We start from the raw sequence: 18,422 nt of genomic DNA, 5'->3' as shown, positions 1-18,422 counted from the left end.
GCGCTCACCTTAAGGCGTGCCGCGCGGCCGCGCGCAGCGCCGGGGCCAGATCGCCCCGCCCGGAAACGCTGAGCCCGCCCAGGCCCAGCCACCACGCCATGGACTCCAGCTCGCCGGCCAGCGCCGCGGCGACCCGGGGCCGCGAGATGTCGGGCTCGCCGAAAGCGCCCACCACGCGAAGCGAGTCGGCGCCGCGGTCGGCCTTGAGGTCCACGCGCGCGACCAGCCGGCCGTCCAGCAGGAACGGCCACACGTAATAGCCGTACTTGCGCTTGACTGCCGGGGTGTAGATCTCGATGCGATAAGCGAATTCGAACAGCCGCTCCACCCGGGGCCGGAAGAAGATCAACGGGTCGAACGGGCAAAGCAGCGCGGTGCCGCGGTCCGCGCGCGGCACCGTCCGCCCGGCCCGCAGGTACGCCGGCGCGGACCAGCCGTCGACGCTGACCCGCTCGATCTCCCCGGCCGCCAGCAGGTCGCCGATCGCCGGCTTGACCCGCGGCGCGGGCAGCCGGAAGTAGTCGCGAATGTCGGCCTCGGTGCCCACGCCCAGCGCGGTGGCGGCCCGCAGCGTGAGCTCGCGGATGGCCTCGTCGTCGTCCACCCGGCGGGCCAGCACGTCGGCCGGCAGCACCCGCTCCACCAGGTCGTAGTGGCGGGCGAAGCCGACCCGGGTGGCCGTGGTGAGCACCCCGGAGGAAAACAGCGCCTCGGCCACCCACTTGGTGTCGCTGCGGCTGCCCCACCAGCTTCCCCTGGGGCCGCGCGGGCCGCCGGCCAGGTGCGCCTCGATCTGCCCGGCGGTGCTGGGCCCGAGTTCCGCCACGGCGGCGACGATTTCGTCGGCCAGCCGCGGGTTGGCCTTGACGATATGGGTGCCCCAGCGGCCGTGCGGGTATTGCCGCATCCGCCAGCGCAGCAGCGGCCAGTCGTCGACGGCCACCAGCGCGGCCTCGTGCGCCCAGTACTCGGCCAGCAACCGCGCCCGGCGCGGGCCCCACGCCGCGCGGTCCAGCACGTCGCGGTCGTACGGGCCGAGCCGGCTGAACACCGGCGCGTAGTGTGCGCGCACCGCCACCGACACCGAATCCAGTTGCAGCACTTGGATTCTCGAAATGAGCCGTTTCAGGTGCGCACGCGTCACCGAGCCCGTGGGCCGCGGTTCGTTAAATCCTTGGGCCGCAACGGCTATCCGCCGGGCCTGCGCGGCGGTCAGCCGCGCGCTCAGCCGGCGCTGACTTTCTCGTCCAGCGGCACCACGGCGCTGCCGTCGGGCAGGTCGTCGCGTTCCTGGTACGCCGCCTCGAGGGCGCCCGGGACCGCTTCCAGGTCGCGGTACACGCCCATCAGTTGCTCCAGGATCTTGATCCGCTGCTGGCTCGCCGCGTTCACCGCGCGGCGGGCCTCCTCACGATCCCGGTCGGCCCGCTGTCGCGCCTCGGCCAGGAGCCGCTCGCGGGCCTGCTCGGCGTCGTCGCGCAGGCTGGCCAACTCGGCCTCGAGCTTCGCCTTGGTTTCCTGGTACTCGGCCTCGAGGGCCTTTTGCTGGGCGGCCATGTCGGCCAACATCTCGTCGCGCTTTTGCCGGGTGGCCTCGGCCTCGGCCTCGGCCGCCGCGATCAGTGCCTCCGCCTCGGCCTGCGCCTCGGCCTGCATCTCGGACACCTCGTCGACCGCGCGCCGCAGCATCTTCGCCATCCGCTTCTGCATCGCGTGCGGCGACGGTGAGGTGTCGGTGAGGACGGCAACCTCCTTGCGCAGCGCGGCCGCCTCATCGCCCGATTCCTTCAGCCGGGCCCGCAAACTCTCCACGTCGTCGAGCAGCAGCTTCTGCTTGGTGGTCAACACCTCGATGTGGGCGTCGACCGCGGCCGGGTCGTAGCCCCGGAACATGCGGGTGAACGTCTTTGTGGGTTCGGTGATCACTGCCAAATTCCCCTCCTGGAAGCTCCTGGTAAACCCGGTAGACCGACCCCGACGTCGAGTATGTCAGGTCAGGCCATGGGCGCGGACACGAGCACTCACCGCCGAGAGTAGCTGTGAAACCGGTACCGCAGCCCCGAGCGGCTGAGCAGCCACTCGCCGGTCTCGGCCCGCCACGTGGCGTCGAGCACCGGGGCCAGCGCGTCGTCGTCGTCGCGCGGCAGGTCGATCTCGACCTCGGTCACCTCGCACCGGCTGGCGTGCGGCAGCGCGAGCGAGTAGATCTGCGCGCCGCCGATCACCCACGTCTCGGGCTCGGTCTGGAGAGCGGCCAGGGCCGCCTCCAGCGAACCGAACACCTCGGCCCCGTCGACCGCGAACCCGGTTTGGCGGGACAGGACGACGTTGCGGCGGCCCGGCAACGGCCGGACCCTCGCCGGCAGGGAATCCCAGGTTCGCCGGCCCATCACCACCGTGTGGCCCATGGTCACCTGCTTGAAGCGGGCCAGGTCTTCGGGCACCCGCCACGGGATGTCACCGCCGCGCCCGATCACACCGGACGTCGACTGAGCCCACACCAGGCCCAGGGTGCTCATACAGCGACGGGGGCTTTGATCGCGGGATGCGGGTCGTAGTTCTTCACGCCGACGTCGTCGTAGGTGTAGTCGAAGATCGAATCCCGTTGGCGCAGAAAGAGTTCCGGGTATGGCCGCGGCTCGCGGCTCAGCTGCAGCCGCACCTGGTCGACGTGGTTGTCGTAGATGTGGCAGTCACCGCCCGTCCAGACGAACTCGCCGACGGAAAGCCCCGCCTGGGCGGCCATCATGTGGGTCAGCAGCGCGTAGCTGGCGATGTTGAACGGCACCCCCAGAAACAGGTCGGCGCTGCGCTGGTAGAGCTGGCAGCTCAGCCGCCCGTCGGCGACGTAGAACTGGAAGAACGCGTGACACGGCGGCAGCGCCATCCGCGGGATTTCGCCGACGTTCCACGCCGACACGATGATGCGCCGCGAGTCCGGGTCGGTGCGCAGCAACTGCAGCGCGGCGCTGATCTGGTCGATGTGCTCACCCGTCGGGGTGGGCCAGGATCGCCACTGCACGCCGTAGATCGGCCCGAGATCGCCTGTGGCGTCGGCCCATTCGTCCCAGATGGTGACTCCATGCTCGCGCAGCCAGCCGACGTTGGAGTCGCCGCGCAGGAACCACAACAACTCGTAGACAACCGATTTGAAATGCACCCTCTTGGTGGTCAGCAGCGGGAAGCCGGCCGACAGGTCGTAGCGCAGCTGCTGGCCGAACAGGCTTCGGGTGCCGGTGCCGGTGCGGTCCGGCTTGGCCGCGCCGCGCTCGAGCACCAGGCGCAGCAGGTCCTCGTAGGGCGTGGGAACCGGCACGCGGCCAGCTTAGCGGCGATCGGCAGGAGTAGAACGGGTGCCATGCCGAACATCGAAGACGCCGTCACCACCGACGACGGCACCTGCACCGTCCACCTGTTCACTCCCGACGGTTCGGGCCCCTGGCCCGGCGTGGTGATGTTCCCGGATGCCGGCGGCGTGCGCGACACCTTCCACCAGATGGCGGCCAAGCTGGCCGGATTCGGCTACGCGGTGCTGCTGCCGGACGTGTACTACCGCAGCGGCGACTGGGCCCCGTTCGACATGGCCACCGTGTTCGGCGACGAGCGCGAACGCCGGCGGCTGTTTGCCATGATCGGCAGCATCACGCCGGACAAGATGGCCGCCGACGCCGCCGCCTTCTTCGACTACCTGGCCGCTCGCCCCGAGGTGTCCGGGGAGCGATTCGGTGTGTGCGGCTACTGCATGGGCGGGCGGACGTCGCTGGTGGTTGCCGGCCGGGTCGCCGACCGTGTCGCGGCCGCGGCGTCCTTCCACGGCGGCGGCCTGGTGACCGACACGGCCGACAGCCCGCACCTGCTGGCCGACCGGATGAGCGCCACGGTGTACGTCGGCGGCGCCGAGAACGACGCATCGTTCACGGCCGATGACGCCGAGCAACTCGGCAAGGCGCTGACCGCCGCCGGGGTTGCCCACACCATCGAGTGGTACCCGGCGGCGCACGGGTTCGCGGTCCCGGACAACCCGCCCTACGACCCCGCGGCCGACGAGCGGCACTGGGCGGCGATGACGGACCTCTTCGCCTCGGCGCTACCGCGCTAGCGTGTTTGCTGTGGCAGAGCGGCAGCAACCGAATTTCGCTTGTGTCAGCTAACGAAATACGCCAGAAGACCCGCGCAATATCGTTATCCGCCACCGCAAACAATTGCGCACGTGCCGAATAGCAAATTCGACTATCGGACTATGGACTTTCGCACGCGCCGTAATCTAGCATTTGCTGCCAGCGGAATGGTCGGCGCGATGACGGAGTGAGCCGTGGCTACCAACGGTCCCACCACTGTGGACGGCGAACGCATCGAACGACGACGGCCGAAGCCACCGGGTCAGCTGCCCATGGAAACACTGCGGGACATGCCCGCGCTGGTCGTGCTGGAGCGGCTGCCCACGCCGGCCCTGGCGGTCGACCGCGCCGGAACCATCCTTTTCGCCAACGGGGCGTTCCGCGAGATGGTCGGCTATTCGTCTGACGAGCGGCTACCGACGAACTTCGACGACGTCTTCCACCGCCTGCCGGCCGACGACCACTGGGTCGCGCTGGTGGGAACCGACGGCCCGCGGTTGGTGGAGCTGCGGCACCGGGACGGCCACACGGTGTGGGCCAACATGAGCAAGTCGGCCATGCGGCGCCGCGATGACACCGTCGCGCTGGTCGGCTTCCACGACCTCACCGAAGAGCTCTGGCTGTGCCGCAAAGCCCTCGAACTACCGCAGGAGGCACTGGCCCGGACGTCGCGGGGAGTGACCCGCGGCGGCGGCGCGATTTAATCCACAGTTGCGGCTTTATCCACAGTTTGCGCGATTGGCGATGTTGATTCGCACAGGTGTTCGATAGATTGGGGGGCATGGGTGCGAGCAGTCGTGAGGAGATCGTCGAGGCCTTCGGCGCGCTCGACACCGCCCTGGACCGGCTGGGCGAGTTGTCCTTTGAGGTGTTGACCACCCCGGAACGACTGCGAACCCTCGAGCTGCTCGAATGCGCGGCGCGGCGGCTGCGCGCCCCGCAGCACACCCTGATCAACCAGATCGGCGCCCACGCCTGCGCCGAAGAGCTGGGCGGCAGCCTGCGCAGCGCGCTGGCCGACCGGTTGCACATCACCCGGGCCGAGGCCGCCCGGCGCATCGACGACGCCGAGGACCTCGGTGAGCGGCGCGCGCTGACCGGGGAGTTGTTGGCGCCGCGGTTGGCCGCGACCGCCACCGCCCAACGGGCGGGCCTCATCGGCGACGGGCACGTGCGCGTGATCCGGGGTTTCTTTGCCCACCTGCCCGCCGAGGTGGATTTGTCTATCCGGGAGGCCGCCGACGCCGATTTGGCCAAGCACGCCGCCCACTACCGCCCCGACGAGCTGGCCCGCTACGCCCAGCGGATCATGGACTGGCTGCACCCCGACGGCGACTTCAGCGACACCGAACGGGCCCGCAAGCGCGGCATCAGTTTGGGCGCCCAGGAATACGACGGCATGTCGCGCCTCAGCGGCATGATCACCCCCGAGCTGCGGGCCGCGATCGAGGCCATGCTGGCCAAGCTGGCCGCCCCCGGCGCCTGCAACCCCGACGACCAAACCCCGATCGTGGATGCGGCCCCCGATGAGGAGGCGGTGCGCCGCGATCACCGCACCGCAGCCCAGCGCAACCACGACGCGTTTTTGGCCGCACTGCGTGGCTTGTTCGCCTCCGGAAAGTTGGGGCGGCACAACGGGTTGCCGGTGTCAATCATCGCGATGGCCACGCTGCGGGAGTTGGAGGCCGCCGCGGGCAAGGCGCTGACCGCCGGCGGCACCCTGGTGCCCATGTCGGATGTGATCCGCTGGGCCGGCCACGCCCACCATTACCTGGCGGTCTTCGATGGCGCCAAGCCGCTGGCGCTGTATCACACCAGGCGGCTGGCCTCCCCCGCACAACGCATCATGCTGTACGCCAAGGATCGCGGGTGCACCAGGCCGGGCTGCGACGCCCCGGCCTATCACAGCCAGGTCCACCACGTAACAGGATGGACGAACACGCGGCGCACCGACATCACCGACCTCGGCCTGGCCTGCGGCCCGGATAACAGACTCGTCGAGAAGGGCTGGACCACCCGCACCAACACAAGAGGCGAAACCGAATGGATCCCACCGCCGCATCTCGATCGCGGCCAGCCCAGAACAAACAGCTTCCACCACCCCGAACGATTCCTGCGCGGCCAAGACGACGACGAACCCCATTGACGCAGGGATTCGTCTAGCTCGGAGGCAGGCCCACCAATTCCGCCAGCCGGGCCCGGTGACGATAGGCGGACCCGAACGCCAGCTGGTCGCTCTTGGCCCGCTTGAGATACAGGTGCGCCGGATACTCCCAGGTCATCCCGATGCCGCCGTGCAGCTGCACGCACTCCTCCGCGGCGTGCACGGCCACGCCGCTGCAGTAGGCCTGCGCGATGGCCGCGGCGGTGTTCGCGTCTTCGTCCCCGCGGGCGCGGGTGTCGGCGGCGTAGCGGGCCACCGCCGTCGCCGACCCGACCTCGAACCACAGGTCGGCCAGCCGGTGCTTGATCGCCTGATAGGAGCCGATGGTGCGGCCAAACTGCTTGCGCTGCTTGGCATAAGCGAGTGTGGTGTCGAAACACCACTGCGCCACGCCGAGTTGCTCGGAGGCGAGCAGCGTCGCCCCGGTCTGCAGCGCCGCGGTCACGGCCGCCTCGGCCGCCCCGACCCGCGCCCCGATCGACGACGACGCCGCCGCCGAGAACCGCACATTCGCAAGGGGTCTCGTCATGTCCAACGCCAGCAGCGGCGACACCTCGACCCCGGGCGCGCCGGAGGGGACGGTGTGGAGTTCGAGCCCGTCCGGGCCCGCGATCGGCACCACCAGCACGTCGGCCTCGGCGGCACCGGCCACGCTGGTGACCGAGCCGGTGAGCCCATCGCCGGCGACGCCGACGCCCGCGATCGGATCTCCCGGGGCCGTGGACAGCGGCACCACCAGCGCGGCGGTCGCCGACCCCTGGGCCAGCCGGGGCACGGTCTCGGTGTCGCCGGCGCGCAACAGCGCGACAGTCGCAAGCACCGCGCTGGACAGGAACGGCACCGGCGCCACGGCCCGGCCGATCTCCTCCATGACGACGGCGGCCTCGCGCGCACCCGCGCCGGCGCCGCCGAGGGACTCGGGCACCAGCAGACCCGCCACCCCCAGGTCGGCGGACAGCGTCCGCCACACGGGTGAAAAGTCTTGCGGCACCGGGTCATACGCGCTGACCACGGCTTCGGCTGGGCAGCGGTCGGCGAACAGGTGGCGCACGCTGTCGCGCAGCGCCTCCTCGGTGTCGGAGTACAGCAGGTCGCCGGTGCTCATCGATCCAGGTCCTTCCACGCGACGTCCTTGTCGACGCGGTGTTCGCCCGGCAGGCCCAGGATCCGCTCGGAGATGGTGTTGCGCAGGATCTCCGAGGTGCCGCCCTCGATAGAGTTGCCGCGGGCTCGCAGGTAGCGGTAGCCGGGCTCGCGACCGATCAGGTCGACCGTTTCCGGCCTGCGCATGGTCCAGTCGTCGTAGCGCAGCCCCGCTTCGCCGTGCAACTCGATCTCGAACCCCGAAATCGCCTGCGCCAGTTTGGCGAAGGCCACCTTCATGCCGGCGCCTTCCGGTCCGGGCTGGCCGGCGACCGCCTGTTGCCGCAGCCGCTCGCCGGCCAGGCGCAGGACTTCGGCGTCGACCCACAGCCGCATCAGCTCGTCGTGCATGGCGGGATTGCGCAGTGCGGGCTCGTCTCGCCAGGCCCGGGTGACCTTGCCGATGTGGCCGCCCTCCCGCGGCGTTCCGGCGCGAGTGCCGATCGCGACCCGCTCGTTGTTGAGCGTGGTGGTGGCAACGCGCCAGCCCCCGCCCTCCGGCCCGAGCCGATTCGCATCCGGCACCCGCACGTCGGTGAGAAACACTTCGTTGAACTCCGCCTCGCCGGTGATCTGGCGCAGCGGGCGCACCTCGACGCCGGGTTGGGTCATGTCGCACAGGAAGTAGGTCAGGCCAAAGTGTTTGGGCACCGTCGGGTCCGTGCGGGCGACGAGGATCGCCATCTGCGCGTGCTGCGCCTGCGACGTCCACACCTTCTGCCCGTTGACGATCCAGTCATCACCGTCGCGGACCGCGCGCGTTGCGACCCCGGCCAGATCGGATCCGGCACCGGGCTCGCTGAACAGCTGGCAGTAGATCTGGTCGCCGGTGAACAAGGGGCGCAGGAACTTTCGCTTCTGTTCGTCGGTGCCGAACGCCGCGATCGTCGGCGCCGCCATGCCCATGCCGATGTAGTTCTTCACGGTGCCGCCGATCGGCGCGCCGGCGGCGGCCAGCTTCGCGTCGACGCGCTCCTGGGCCTTCCGCGGCAGATCCAGCCCGCCGAAACCCCGCGGCAGGTACACCCACGCCAGGCCCGCGTCGTATTGCGCGCCGAGGAACTCGCGCGGGTCGCTGGTCGCGGGGTCGTGTTCGTCCAACAGGGCCTGCACCCGCGCGTCCAGGTCGGCGGCGTAGTCCTGGGTGGAGTCCTGGGAACTCATTGCCGGAACCCGAACACCGGGCCGAGCAGCAGGCCGCCGTCGATCACCATCGTCTCGCCGGTGATCCAGCTTGCGGCGTCGGAAACCAGGAAGGCGACCGCCCCGGCCACGTCGGTCGGCTCGCCGATGCGCCCGAGGGCGATCGACGAGGCCAGCGGATCCTCGTGGTCCTTCCACAGCGCCTCGGCGAGCCGGGTGCGAACCACCCCGGGGCAGATCGCGTTGACCCGGATGCGCGGCGACAGCTCCAGCGCCAGCTGCTTGGTGACGTGGATCAGGGCGGCCTTGGTGGCGTTGTACATGCCCATCGCCGGCGATTGGTGCAAGCCGCCGATGGATGCGGTGTTGACCACCGACCCGCCGTGCTCGCCCATCCACGACTTGACCACGAGCGAGGTCCACAGCAGCGGCGCCCACAGGTTGACGTCGAAGATCTTGGTGAAGCGGGCGTGGTCCTGATCGATCAGGGGACCGTAGGCGGGGTTGGTCCCCGCGTTGTTGACCAGGATGTCGACGCTGCCGAAGCGCTCCAGCGTGAGCTCCACACAGCGCCGGGCCGCGTCCTCGTCGACCGCGTGGGCGCCGACGCCCAGCGCCTTCTCGCCCACCTGCGCCGCGGCCGCCTCGGCCGCCTCCTGCTTGCGGGCGGTGAGGACCACGTCGGCGCCGGCGGCCGCCAGCTGTTGCGCCGTGGCCAGCCCGATTCCGCGCGAGGCGCCGGTGATGATCGCGGTGCGGCCGGTCAGATCCAGTGAGGTCATCGGTGTGCCTTCTGTCTCGTTGGTGACTGTGTGGTGGCCGGGCGCCGCGGTCGGAGGGTCACGGTGTCCTGTAGATGTTTTGTACACGTGTTGGCGTGGTATGCGACACGCATGTTAGCGAAATTGACCCTCATGAAACCAATGGTGGTGGCCGGTGCGGTTGCCGCGGCGATTGCCGCCGCGCCGACGGCGGCCGCCGACGTTTTTGTGGTGGGACCAGCGGCGACGGGGCCCGCGCCCACCCACGTCGTGTTCAAGGACGACCCGGGCGGCGGCGGCTGTGACGCCAACGGCAACTGCGGCTCCGGCGGCCAGAACCAGGGCCCCGGCGGCGGTCCGGGCGGGCAGGGCTGCGTCCCGGGCGTCGGCTGCGGCTCGGGCGGCCAGTTCGCGGGTCCCGGCGGCGTGCCGGGCGGCCAGGGTTGCCTGCCGGGCGTCGGCTGCGGCTCCGGCCACGCATAACAGCTAGATCCGGTTCGATCCTCAGCCTCCCGGCAGCCTGGTGATCCAGGCCCGGGAGTCTGCGGGGTCGATGACGTCGTCGAGTTCGAAGGTGGTGGCCGCCCGCAGCGCCTTGCCGTGCTCGTAGGCCGCCGCCACCAGCTTGTCGAACAGCTGTCGGCGTTCCTCGGGATCGGCCGCCGCGGCGAGCTCCTTGCTGAAGCCCAGCCGCACGGCCCCCTCCAGGCCCATGCCGCCGATCTCCCCCGTCGGCCACGCGACGGTGAATTGCGGCGCGCGGAAGGAGCCGCCGGCCATCGCCATCGCGCCCAGCCCATAACCCTTGCGCAGGATGATCATTCCGAGCGGCACCGTCAGCCTGGCGCCCAGCACGAACATCCGGCCGAACCGCCGGACCGCCGCCTCCTTTTCCGCGTCCGGCCCGACCATGAACCCCGGGGTGTCGCACAGCGAGATCACCGGCAACCGAAACGACTCGCACAGCGCCAGGAAGTCGCCGGCCTTGTCGGCCGCCTCGGCGTCGATCGCGCCGCCGAGATGGTGACTGCTGTTGGCAATCAAGCCATATGGCACGCCCTCGACGCGGACCAGCGCGGTGACGATCCCGACGCCGTAGTCGGGTCGCAGCTCGAGCACGGAGCCGATGTCGACGATCGACTCGATCGCCCGGTGCACGTCGTAGGCGCGTAACCTGTTCTGCGGCACCACCTGTCGGGCCAGCCGCGGATCCGGCGCTGCCCAATCGCCGACGCCGCCCTGGAAGTACGACAGGTACTGCTTGGCCAGCGCCACCGCGTGCGCCTCGTCGCGGGCGACCAGGCTCACCACGCCGTTGTGGCGCTGCACGTCGATCGGGCCGATCGCCTCGGGCGGGTACACCCCGAGCCCGCCGCCCTCGATCATGGCGGGGCCGCCCATCCCGATGTTGGCGTCCGGGGTCGCGATGATCACGTCGCACACCCCCGCCAGCGCGGCGTTGCCGGCGAAGCAGCGGCCGGAGACGATCGACACCAGCGGCACCCGGCCGCTCAGGCCGGCCAGCATCCGGAACGTCGGCACGTCCAGCCCGGCCTGCCCGCCGACGTCGGTGTCGCCCGGCCGCCCACCGCCCCCCTCGGCAAACAGCACCACCGGCAAGCGTTTTCGGGCGGCCAGCTCGAAGACCCGGTCGGTCTTGGCGTGGTTGCGCATGCCCTGCGTCCCGGCCAGCACGGTGTAGTCGTAGGACACGACTATCGTCTCGGCGCCCCCGATGGTCGCCAAACCGGCGACCAGGCCGTCGGCCGGGGTGTTGGCGATCAGGTCCTCCTCCGAACGCCGGCTGCGCTGCGCGGCGATGGCCAGGGCGCCGTATTCGACGAGGCTGCCCGGGTCGACCAGGTCGGCGATGTTCTCCCGCGCGGTGCGCCGGCCCTGCTGGTGCCGCTTGGCGACCGCGGCCGGCCGGCCCTCGTCGAGCGTGAGCAGGTGGCGCTCGCGGACCTCGTCGAGGTCGGCGCGGGGGCGATCGAGATCCGTTGTGGCCGCGGCAGATTCGCCGGTGCCACCGGCCCCGGTCCGGGTGAAGACCAGCAACGGGTCCCCGGTGCCGACGACCTGGCCGGGCGTCACCAGGCTGCGCGCGGTCCGCAGCGCGTCCGGTGCCGCCAGCGCGTGCTGCATCTTCATCGCCTCGAGCACGACCAGCTGGGCGCCGGGGCCGTACTCCGCGCCCTCGGGGGCCACCTCGACCACCGTGCCGGCCAGCTGCGCGCGCAGCACTTCCTCACCCGGGTAGAGCTCGACGGCGGCCACCCGGGTGTCGTGCTGGTGGGAAAGCGCCGCGGCCGCAAGTTCGGGCAGCCTCTCGTCGAGGAAGCCCGTCGTCACCACACCCGATTGGATCTGGCTGTCCGACAACAGCTCCCGCAGCAGTCCGACGTTGGTGCCGACGCCCTCGATGGCGAACTCGTCCAGCGCCGTGCGGGCCTTGCGCACCGCCGCGGCGAACGACGACCCCCGCACGTGCGTGACGACCTTGGCCAACAGCGAGTCGTAGCGCGGGCTGGTGGCCAGGCCGGGACGGCCGTAGCTGTCGACGCGCACCCCCGGCCCGGTCGGCGGCGAGAACACCGTCAGCGTGCCCGCCGCCGGGACGACGGACCCGTCGGCGGCGAAGGTCTCCATGTTGACCCGGGCCTGGATCGCGATGCCGCGTCGCGCGGCCGGTTCGCCGATGACTTCGGTGCCGTCGGAGGCGATCCCGGCCGGCAGGCCCAGCTGGTTGCCCAGCCCGTAGTAGGACGCGCCGCCGGCGATGGCCAGCTGCACGGCCACCAGGTCCACCCCGGTGGTCTCCTCGGTGACGGTGTGTTCCACCTGGATTCGCGGGTTGATTTCGAGGAAAACGTACTGTTCGCCGGTGACCAGGAACTCGACCGTGGCCAGCCCGTGCAGGCCGACCCTGGCGCACAGCCGGGCGGCGGCCTGGTGCAATTCGCGGCGCAGGGTGTCCGAAAGGCCTTGCGCGGGCGCGATTTCGACCAGCTTTTGGTAGCGGCGCTGGATGCTGCAGTCGCGGTCGCCCAGGGCCAGCGCGTGGGTCTGGTGCCCGGCCGGCGCGCCCACCACCTGCACCTCGATGTGCCGTGCCGCGTCCAGCAGCGCCTCGGCGAACAGCGCCGGGTCGCCGAAACCGAGCCGCGCCTCCGCGGCGCACTGGCGGTAGGCGTCGTCGATCCGATCGGCGCTGCGCACCTTGCGCATTCCCCGCCCGCCGCCGCCGGCCAGCGCCTTGATCATGATGCCGCCGTCGCGGGCGGCGAAGAACGCCCGGATATCGTCGACGGTGCTGGGGCCCTCGGTCGCGGGCAGCACCGGCAGGCCGGCGGCGATCGCGGCACCGCGGGCCGCCGACTTGTTGCCGGCCAGCTCGAGCACGTCGGGGTGCGGTCCCACGAACGTGTATCCGGCGGCCCGGCAGGCGCGGGCGAACTCGGCGTTCTCGGACAGAAATCCGTAGCCCGGGTGGATCAGCCCGGCGCCGGACTTCTTGGCGGCAGCCAGTATCTGGGCGTGGTCCAGGTAGGACTGCGGGCCGGCGCCGGGCAGGCCGATCGCCTCGTCGGCCGCGTGCACATGCGGGCTGTCGGCGTCGTCCTCGGCGTACACCGCGACCGTTTGCAGGCCCAGTTCCGTTGCGGTGCGGACGATTCGGAGCGCGATCTCGCCGCGGTTGGCGATCAGCAGGCTCATCGCAGCGGGTCGCCCCACCGGACCTGCTCGCGGAGCTTGCCCTTGAGCAGCTTGCCGCCGGGGTTGCGCGGCAACGGGCTGTCGACCACCGTGACGTACTGCGGCACCTTGAAGTCGGCGAGCTCGGCGCGGCAGTGCTCGAGCACGGCCGGCACGTCGACCCGGTCCTGGCCGCCGAACAGCACCGCGCCGACCTTCTCCCCCATCACCTCGTCGGGCACCGCCAGCACGCAGGCGTCCGCGACGGTGGGCGCCGCCAGCAGCACGGCCTCCACCTCGACGCTGGACACGTTCTCGCCGCCGCGGTTGATGATGTCCTTGAGCCGGTCGACGATGTACACCCGGCCCGCGTCGTCGACCCGGACCACGTCGCCGGTGTGCAACCAGCCGTCCACGATGGTGGCCGCGGTGGCCTCGGGCCGGTTCCAGTAGCCACGGGTCACGTTGGCGCCGCGCACCACCAGCTCGCCCGTCAGCTCGCCGGCGTCCTCGCCGAACGGGATCACACCGAGATCCACCGAGGGCACGGCGTACCCGACGGAGTCGGCGTGCTCGACGGCGTCGCGGTCGGGCAGCACCGTCATCAGCGAGGCGCTCTCGGTCATGCCGTACCCGTTGAACACCGTGGCCCGGCCGAACGCCTCCTTCACCGACCGCACCAGCGTCGGGGCGATCGGTGCGCCGCCGTATCCCACCCAGCGCACGCCTGAAACGTCGGCCGCGGCAAAGTCCTTGTGCCGCAACAACAGCGAGTACACCGCGGGCACGGTGACCATGAACGAGATCCGCTCGGCGGGCAGCGTCGCGATCAACTCGTCGAGGTTCAGCGCGGGCATGATCACCGCCGCTCCCCCGACCCGGGCGGCGATCAACAGCTGTGAGTTGCAACCGGTCACGTGGAACAGGGGCACCGAGATGAGGGTGCGCAGCCGGTCGCCGAGATCGGCCGACTCCCCGAGGCAGCGCAGCATGTTCTCGGTGTTGGTCAGGAACGCCTCGTGCGTGGTCGGAACGCCCTTGGGATGGCCGGTGGTTCCCGACGTGTAGAACAGCGCGGCCGTGTCGGCGTGGCCGAGCCCGTGGGTCACGTGCGGTTCGCCGTCGGGCAGCGGGGTGCCGGGCGCCAGATCCATCCGGGCGCCCGCGTCGGACAGGATGAACTCGATCTCGGGCTGCGCGGAGCGCGTATTGACCGGCACCGCAACGCCACCGGCCATCACGGTGCCCCAGAACGCGAGCACCCAGTCGATGCCGGCCGGGTAGCGCACCGCGACGCGATCGCCCGGGCCCAGCCCGTCGGCCCGCAGCCCGCCGGCCACCCGCGCCGCGCGGTTCCACAGTTCGCGGTAGGTCAGGCGGCCTCCGCCGAGCTCGACCACGGCCTCGCCGTTCGGGCGGTTGTCGACCTGCTCGGCGAGCATGTCCAGCAGCGTCGCGGGCAGACGTTCGTAGTGCGGGACGCCGTCGGGATCGCGCGAGACACCTGTCGCCGGGAAGGGGTTGCGGTCACTGGGGATTTCGATCACTGCAGACATGCCCTTACGATCCTGCCCTTACGATCCGGTGTCCTATCGTGATGCTGGTGACGATCGAGGATTCCGCCATCATGCCCGAGGCGTTCTTCACTGTCGATGGCGACTCCTATTTGCCGGGCCCGCTGACGCGCGGCCCCTGGGGTGCGGCCATGGGCGGCCAGAACGTCGGCGGCCTGTTGGGTTGGGGGATAGAGCGATCCGGCATCGACCCCGAGTTTCAGCCCGCCCGCTTCACGGTCGACCTGTTGCGCCCGGTGCTGCTCGAGCCGGTGCAGATCCGCACCTCGGTGCAGCGCGAGGGCCGGCGCATCAAGCTGGTGGACGGGGCGCTGGTGCAGAACGGGACGACCGTCGCGCGGGCCAGCGCGCTGTTCCTGAGGCGGGGCGAGCATCCCGACGGCCGGGTCTGGTCCTCCCCGGTCCAGATGCCGCCGCTGCCGGCGGACTCCGCCGGCTTCCCGGCGGACATGCCGTTTCTCATCTGGGGGTACGGCGCCACGCTCGAGGGCAGCCCCGGCATCGCGGCGGGCGAGTGGGAGCAGTCCCACTCGCAGAAGTTCGCCTGGGCGCGGGTGTTCCGCCCCATGGTGGAGGGACACCCCCTCACCCCGTTCACCCGCCTGGCGTTCGTCGGCGACATCACCAGCTCGCTGACCCATTGGGGCACAGGAGGATTGCGCTACATCAACGCCGACTACACCGTCACCGCGAGCCGATTGCCCGACGGCGAATTCCTGGGCCTTGCCGCCCAGAGCCACTACGGCACCGCCGGTGTGGCCACCGGCGCCGCGACCCTGTTCGATCGGCACGGGCCGATCGGCACCAGCTCGGCGCTGGCCTTGGCGCAGCCGGCCGAGGCCTTCCGGCCGTCCTACACATGAGTGCGATCACGCGCATAACGCACCGTCGCCTCGCGACGGCCGCCCTGGGCTTCCTCGGCTACACGACGGTGATGCTCGTGCTGGAACAGCGCATGCGCCGCAGCGGCGGGCCCGGGATCATCGCATTCGAGCTGGCCGGCCGCGCATCCCGGGCCGAGGACATCATGGCCCGGTGGGGCGACGACGGCCAGCTGGCCGCGCGTCGTCGTTCCTGAGATCCATCAGCCCGGCAGCCTGGAAGGCAGCACCGAAGCCCGTTCGCCGGACAGGTCGAGGGCGATGTCGACGAGCATGTCTTCCTGCCCGCCGACCAGGCCGCGGCGTCCGGCCTCGACGAGCAGCGCACGCGCGTCGACGTCGAACCGTTCGCCGACCTCCTCGGCGTGACGCAGGAAGCTCGAGTACACGCCCGCGTAGCCCAGGGTCAGCGTCTCGCGGTCGACGCGCACGGGTCGTTGCTGCAGCGGCCGGACCAGGTCGTCGGCGGCGTCCTCGAGGGCGTCGAGGTCGCAGCCGTGTCGCCAGCCCATGCGGGTGGCCGCCGCGACGAAGACCTCGAGCGGCGCATTGCCCGCGCCCGCGCCCATGCCCGCCAACGACGCGTCGACCCGGCGGCAGCCATGCTCGACGGCGACGATCGAATTCGCCATGCCGAGCGACAGGTTGTGGTGCGCGTGGATACCGATTTCCGTTGCGCCGTCCAGGGTTTGGCGCACGGCATCGACGCGCTCGGCGACATCGCGCATGGTCATCGCGCCGCCCGAGTCGACGACGTACACGCACCCGGCGCCGTAAGCCTCCATCAGCTTCGCCTGCTCGGCCAGCTGCTGCGGGCCGGCCATGTGGCTCATCATCAGGAAGCCGACGGTGTCCATGTCGAGTTCGCGCGCGGCGGCGATGTGGTGCGCCGAGATGTCGGCCTCGGTGCAGTGCGTGGCCACCCGCACCACGCTGGCTCCGGCCCGGTGCGCGGCGGCCAGCTCGCGCACGGTGCCGATGCCCGGCAGCACCAGCGTCGCGATCGCGGCCCTGTGGACGACGCCGGCCACCGCCTCGATCCACTCGAGGTCGGTGTGAGCACCGAACCCGTAGACGCAGCTGGATCCGGACAGCCCGTCGCCGTGCGCCACCTCGATCGAGTCGACCCCCGCCGCGTCGAGCGCCGCCGCGATCTCGGTGGCCTGTCCCAGGCTGTACTGGTGCCGCACGGCGTGCATCCCGTCGCGCAGCGTGACGTCACTGATGTAGAGCCGCTCGGTCATTTCGATACTCCAGTCATCGAGTGAGTCATCGAGTGCGCGGCGATCCGTTCCGCGGTCGCGAGCGCGGCCGAGGTCATGATGTCGAGGTTGCCGGCGTAGGCCGGCAGGTAGTGTGCGGCACCGGTCACCTGCAGCATCGCGGTCACCTTGGTGCCGATGAATTTCCCGGTCTCCGGAATGTGCAGCGGATTGTCGGCGTCGAACGTCTCGAACTGCACGGGCTGCTTGAGCTGGTAGCCCGGCACGTAGCGTTGCACCTCGGCAACCATCGCCGTGATCGACGCGTCGACGGCCGCGTGGTCGCAGTCCCCCTCGACCAGGCAGTACACGGTGTTGCGCATCAGGATCGGCGGATCGGCCGGGTTCAGGATGATCACCGCCTTGCTTCGTTGCGCTCCCCCAACGACTTTCAGCGCCGTGGCGGTCGTCTCGGTGAACTCGTCGATGCTGGCCCGGGTGCCCGGACCGGCCGACTTCGCCGAGATCGACGACACGATCTCGGCGTACGACACGAGCGCCGACCGGCTGACCGCGGTGACGATCGGCACGGTGGCCTGTCCCCCGCACGTGACCATGTTGAGGTTCGGCGCGTCGATGTGGTCGTCGAGATTGACCACCGGCACACAGAACGGCCCGATCGCCGCGGGTGTCAGGTCGAGGACACGTACATCCTTGTCGCGCAGCACGTTCCAGTGCCTGGCGTGGGCGCCGGCCGAGGTGGCGTCGAACACCAGCCGGATGTCGCCGAAGTGCGGCATCGCCACCAGGCCGTCGATCCCGTCCGAAGACGTGGGAACGCCAAGCCGTTTCGCCCGGGCCAGCCCGTCGGATTCCGGGTCCACCCCGACCATCGCGGCCACCCGCAACGGGCCGTCGCCGCGCAGGATCTTGATCATCAGGTCGGTGCCGATGTTCCCCGACCCGATGATCGCGACCGGGAATTGTTCGGTATTCATGGATCTGCTCCTGCCGACTACTCGGACTCGAGAACTTTGGCGGCCGCCTCGAAGACGACCCGCGCGTGCAGACCCAACAACTTGACCAGGTCCACGGAGTCCCCGCCGACTTCCTTGGCGATGAACAAGCCGTCGGCGCCCGCGATCGCGTAAGTGGTGAGCGTGCGCACGCCTTCGTCGTCAAGCCTCGGTGCAACCTCCCGCACGATCGCCTCGAACCGGTGAAACGCCCGATCGCGGACCTCGAGGAACATCGCCCTGGCCCGCGGTTCAACGGGGCGACGCTCCAGCGACAGCATCAGCCCCAGCCGGAGGAAATCGGGCGCGTCCAGGAGCGCCTTGGCGACCCGCGCGCCGAGCTCCGTCGCCCACTCGCGGTCCGACCCGACGTCGGGCAGGTCCAGCTCGGCCAGCCATCGCTGGAAACTCCGCTCGATCACCGCGGCGATCAGGTCGTCCTTGTCGGCGAAGTGCCAATAGATCGACGTCGGCGGCAGACCGCTCTTCTTGCTGACCAGCGAGATCGTGGCGCCGTCGTAGCCGCGCTCGGTGGCCACCTCGGTCGCCGCGTCCAGGATGCGCTCGCGGGATTGCTCGCCGTTGGCGCGAGTGCGCCGCGTACCGGCGGATGGACTCTTCGCTGCCACGCTGGCCCCTTCCGGGTGTTGACGATCACGCTGCCGACAGCTTACTGTATGGAACGCTACATTAACAACTCCCCCAGCAACTCCCCGAAGGGCCG

At 70.6% G+C, this 18,422-nt stretch carries 17 protein-coding genes and 1 pseudogene; 6 read left to right on the top strand and 12 right to left on the bottom strand.

The annotated features are described in order from the left end of the window. Nucleotides 1-4: 4 nt before the first annotated feature. The 4 genes from AC5Y6X_RS07555 to AC5Y6X_RS07540 form a co-directional block, all read right to left on the bottom strand. A complete protein-coding gene (locus AC5Y6X_RS07555; protein ID WP_499986467.1) occupies nt 5-1,228 on the bottom strand; it encodes a winged helix-turn-helix domain-containing protein in 1,224 nt (407 codons plus the stop codon). After that, nucleotides 1,225-1,926, bottom strand: coding sequence for a cell division protein DivIVA (locus AC5Y6X_RS07550; RefSeq protein ID WP_324680666.1), 702 nt, complete (start codon nt 1,924-1,926; stop codon nt 1,225-1,227). The genes AC5Y6X_RS07555 and AC5Y6X_RS07550 overlap by 4 nt, the downstream gene beginning before the upstream one ends. A 95-nt stretch (nt 1,927-2,021) precedes the next feature. Beyond that, nucleotides 2,022-2,519, bottom strand: a complete 498-nt coding sequence (locus AC5Y6X_RS07545; protein ID WP_499985650.1) for a dihydrofolate reductase — start codon at nt 2,517-2,519, stop codon at nt 2,022-2,024. Further along, the gene (locus AC5Y6X_RS07540) at nt 2,516-3,316 is read right to left on the bottom strand and encodes a thymidylate synthase (RefSeq protein WP_499985648.1); all 801 of its coding nucleotides are present in this window, start codon (nt 3,314-3,316) and stop codon (nt 2,516-2,518) included. Before AC5Y6X_RS07540 ends, AC5Y6X_RS07545 begins: the two co-directional genes overlap by 4 nt. A 42-nt stretch (nt 3,317-3,358) precedes the next feature. Between AC5Y6X_RS07540 and AC5Y6X_RS07535 the strand changes: the two genes are divergently transcribed. The 3 genes and pseudogenes from AC5Y6X_RS07535 to AC5Y6X_RS07525 all read left to right on the top strand — a co-directional run bounded on the left by AC5Y6X_RS07535 (nt 3,359) and on the right by AC5Y6X_RS07525 (nt 6,264). Continuing rightward, nucleotides 3,359-4,099 (top strand): dienelactone hydrolase family protein, encoded by a 741-nt coding sequence (locus tag AC5Y6X_RS07535; RefSeq protein ID WP_499985646.1) that lies wholly within the window; start codon nt 3,359-3,361, stop codon nt 4,097-4,099. A 291-nt stretch (nt 4,100-4,390) separates the two neighbouring features. Further along, nucleotides 4,391-4,738, top strand: a pseudogene (locus tag AC5Y6X_RS07530) (PAS domain S-box protein); the annotation flags it as partial. A gap of 161 nt (nt 4,739-4,899) precedes the next feature. Beyond that, nucleotides 4,900-6,264 (top strand): HNH endonuclease signature motif containing protein, encoded by a 1,365-nt coding sequence (locus tag AC5Y6X_RS07525; protein ID WP_499985645.1) that lies wholly within the window; start codon nt 4,900-4,902, stop codon nt 6,262-6,264. Nucleotides 6,265-6,277: 13 nt separating this feature from the next. Here AC5Y6X_RS07525 and AC5Y6X_RS07520 read toward each other — a convergent pair whose 3' ends face one another. The 3 genes from AC5Y6X_RS07520 to AC5Y6X_RS07510 are packed head-to-tail and all read right to left on the bottom strand — an operon-like array spanning nt 6,278 to nt 9,350. Continuing rightward, nucleotides 6,278-7,387, bottom strand: coding sequence for an acyl-CoA dehydrogenase family protein (locus AC5Y6X_RS07520; protein WP_499985643.1), 1,110 nt, complete (start codon nt 7,385-7,387; stop codon nt 6,278-6,280). Next, nucleotides 7,384-8,589, bottom strand: coding sequence for an acyl-CoA dehydrogenase family protein (locus AC5Y6X_RS07515; RefSeq protein ID WP_499985641.1), 1,206 nt, complete (start codon nt 8,587-8,589; stop codon nt 7,384-7,386). Before AC5Y6X_RS07515 ends, AC5Y6X_RS07520 begins: the two co-directional genes overlap by 4 nt. Then, on the bottom strand, nt 8,586-9,350 hold the full coding sequence (locus AC5Y6X_RS07510; protein ID WP_499985639.1) for an SDR family oxidoreductase: 765 nt from the start codon (nt 9,348-9,350) through the stop codon (nt 8,586-8,588). Before AC5Y6X_RS07510 ends, AC5Y6X_RS07515 begins: the two co-directional genes overlap by 4 nt. A 132-nt stretch (nt 9,351-9,482) precedes the next feature. Between AC5Y6X_RS07510 and AC5Y6X_RS07505 the strand changes: the two genes are divergently transcribed. Further along, entirely contained in the window at nt 9,483-9,812 is a 330-nt protein-coding gene (locus AC5Y6X_RS07505; RefSeq protein ID WP_499985638.1) for a PE-PGRS family protein, read from the top strand. Between the two features lie 21 nt (nt 9,813-9,833). On the opposite strand, the gene AC5Y6X_RS07500 is transcribed toward AC5Y6X_RS07505, so the two are convergent. Together AC5Y6X_RS07500 and AC5Y6X_RS07495 are read right to left on the bottom strand one after the other, a co-directional pair. After that, entirely contained in the window at nt 9,834-13,046 is a 3,213-nt protein-coding gene (locus AC5Y6X_RS07500; RefSeq protein ID WP_499986466.1) for an acetyl-CoA carboxylase family protein, read from the bottom strand. Further along, a complete protein-coding gene (locus AC5Y6X_RS07495; RefSeq protein WP_499985636.1) occupies nt 13,043-14,581 on the bottom strand; it encodes a class I adenylate-forming enzyme family protein in 1,539 nt (512 codons plus the stop codon). Before AC5Y6X_RS07495 ends, AC5Y6X_RS07500 begins: the two co-directional genes overlap by 4 nt. Before the next feature lie 47 nt (nt 14,582-14,628). Here AC5Y6X_RS07495 and AC5Y6X_RS07490 point away from each other — a divergent pair, with 47 nt between their 5' ends. Both AC5Y6X_RS07490 and AC5Y6X_RS07485 read left to right on the top strand, forming a co-directional pair. Next, nucleotides 14,629-15,462: a thioesterase family protein gene (locus AC5Y6X_RS07490; protein WP_499985635.1), complete on the top strand. Its 834-nt coding sequence runs from the start codon at nt 14,629-14,631 to the stop codon at nt 15,460-15,462. Then, on the top strand, nt 15,459-15,677 hold the full coding sequence (locus AC5Y6X_RS07485) for a hypothetical protein (protein WP_499985633.1): 219 nt from the start codon (nt 15,459-15,461) through the stop codon (nt 15,675-15,677). The genes AC5Y6X_RS07490 and AC5Y6X_RS07485 overlap by 4 nt, the downstream gene beginning before the upstream one ends. A gap of 6 nt (nt 15,678-15,683) precedes the next feature. On the opposite strand, the gene dmpG is transcribed toward AC5Y6X_RS07485, so the two are convergent. From dmpG to AC5Y6X_RS07470, 3 genes are read right to left on the bottom strand one after another with little or no spacing between them, the layout of a single operon-like run. Further along, nucleotides 15,684-16,724, bottom strand: coding sequence for a 4-hydroxy-2-oxovalerate aldolase (gene dmpG, locus AC5Y6X_RS07480; RefSeq protein WP_499985631.1), 1,041 nt, complete (start codon nt 16,722-16,724; stop codon nt 15,684-15,686). Next, the gene (locus tag AC5Y6X_RS07475; protein ID WP_499985629.1) at nt 16,721-17,680 is read right to left on the bottom strand and encodes an acetaldehyde dehydrogenase (acetylating); all 960 of its coding nucleotides are present in this window, start codon (nt 17,678-17,680) and stop codon (nt 16,721-16,723) included. The genes dmpG and AC5Y6X_RS07475 overlap by 4 nt, the downstream gene beginning before the upstream one ends. A gap of 17 nt (nt 17,681-17,697) precedes the next feature. Then, nucleotides 17,698-18,327, bottom strand: coding sequence for a TetR/AcrR family transcriptional regulator (locus tag AC5Y6X_RS07470; protein WP_499985628.1), 630 nt, complete (start codon nt 18,325-18,327; stop codon nt 17,698-17,700). Nucleotides 18,328-18,422 lie beyond the last annotated feature (95 nt).

It is taken from the genome of Mycobacterium sp. NGS26 (assembly GCF_059813025.1).
The sequence above is the reverse complement of the archived record's forward strand: the minus strand, read 5'-3'. Positions and strand labels throughout refer to the sequence as shown.

What these genes read in the sequence shown, in the direction of transcription:
- AC5Y6X_RS07545 (WP_499985650.1), bottom strand. Translation starts at nt 2,519, where the DNA reads ATGAGCACCCTGGGCCTGGTGTGGGCTCAGTCGACGTCCGGTGTGATC.
- AC5Y6X_RS07535 (WP_499985646.1), top strand. Translation starts at nt 3,359, where the DNA reads ATGCCGAACATCGAAGACGCCGTCACCACCGACGACGGCACCTGCACC.
- AC5Y6X_RS07525 (WP_499985645.1), top strand. Translation starts at nt 4,900, where the DNA reads ATGGGTGCGAGCAGTCGTGAGGAGATCGTCGAGGCCTTCGGCGCGCTC.
- AC5Y6X_RS07520 (WP_499985643.1), bottom strand. Translation starts at nt 7,387, where the DNA reads ATGAGCACCGGCGACCTGCTGTACTCCGACACCGAGGAGGCGCTGCGC.
- AC5Y6X_RS07515 (WP_499985641.1), bottom strand. Translation starts at nt 8,589, where the DNA reads ATGAGTTCCCAGGACTCCACCCAGGACTACGCCGCCGACCTGGACGCG.
- AC5Y6X_RS07510 (WP_499985639.1), bottom strand. Translation starts at nt 9,350, where the DNA reads ATGACCTCACTGGATCTGACCGGCCGCACCGCGATCATCACCGGCGCC.
- AC5Y6X_RS07505 (WP_499985638.1), top strand. Translation starts at nt 9,483, where the DNA reads ATGAAACCAATGGTGGTGGCCGGTGCGGTTGCCGCGGCGATTGCCGCC.
- AC5Y6X_RS07500 (WP_499986466.1), bottom strand. Translation starts at nt 13,046, where the DNA reads ATGAGCCTGCTGATCGCCAACCGCGGCGAGATCGCGCTCCGAATCGTC.
- AC5Y6X_RS07495 (WP_499985636.1), bottom strand. Translation starts at nt 14,581, where the DNA reads ATGTCTGCAGTGATCGAAATCCCCAGTGACCGCAACCCCTTCCCGGCG.
- AC5Y6X_RS07485 (WP_499985633.1), top strand. Translation starts at nt 15,459, where the DNA reads ATGAGTGCGATCACGCGCATAACGCACCGTCGCCTCGCGACGGCCGCC.
- dmpG (WP_499985631.1), bottom strand. Translation starts at nt 16,724, where the DNA reads ATGACCGAGCGGCTCTACATCAGTGACGTCACGCTGCGCGACGGGATG.
- AC5Y6X_RS07475 (WP_499985629.1), bottom strand. Translation starts at nt 17,680, where the DNA reads ATGAATACCGAACAATTCCCGGTCGCGATCATCGGGTCGGGGAACATC.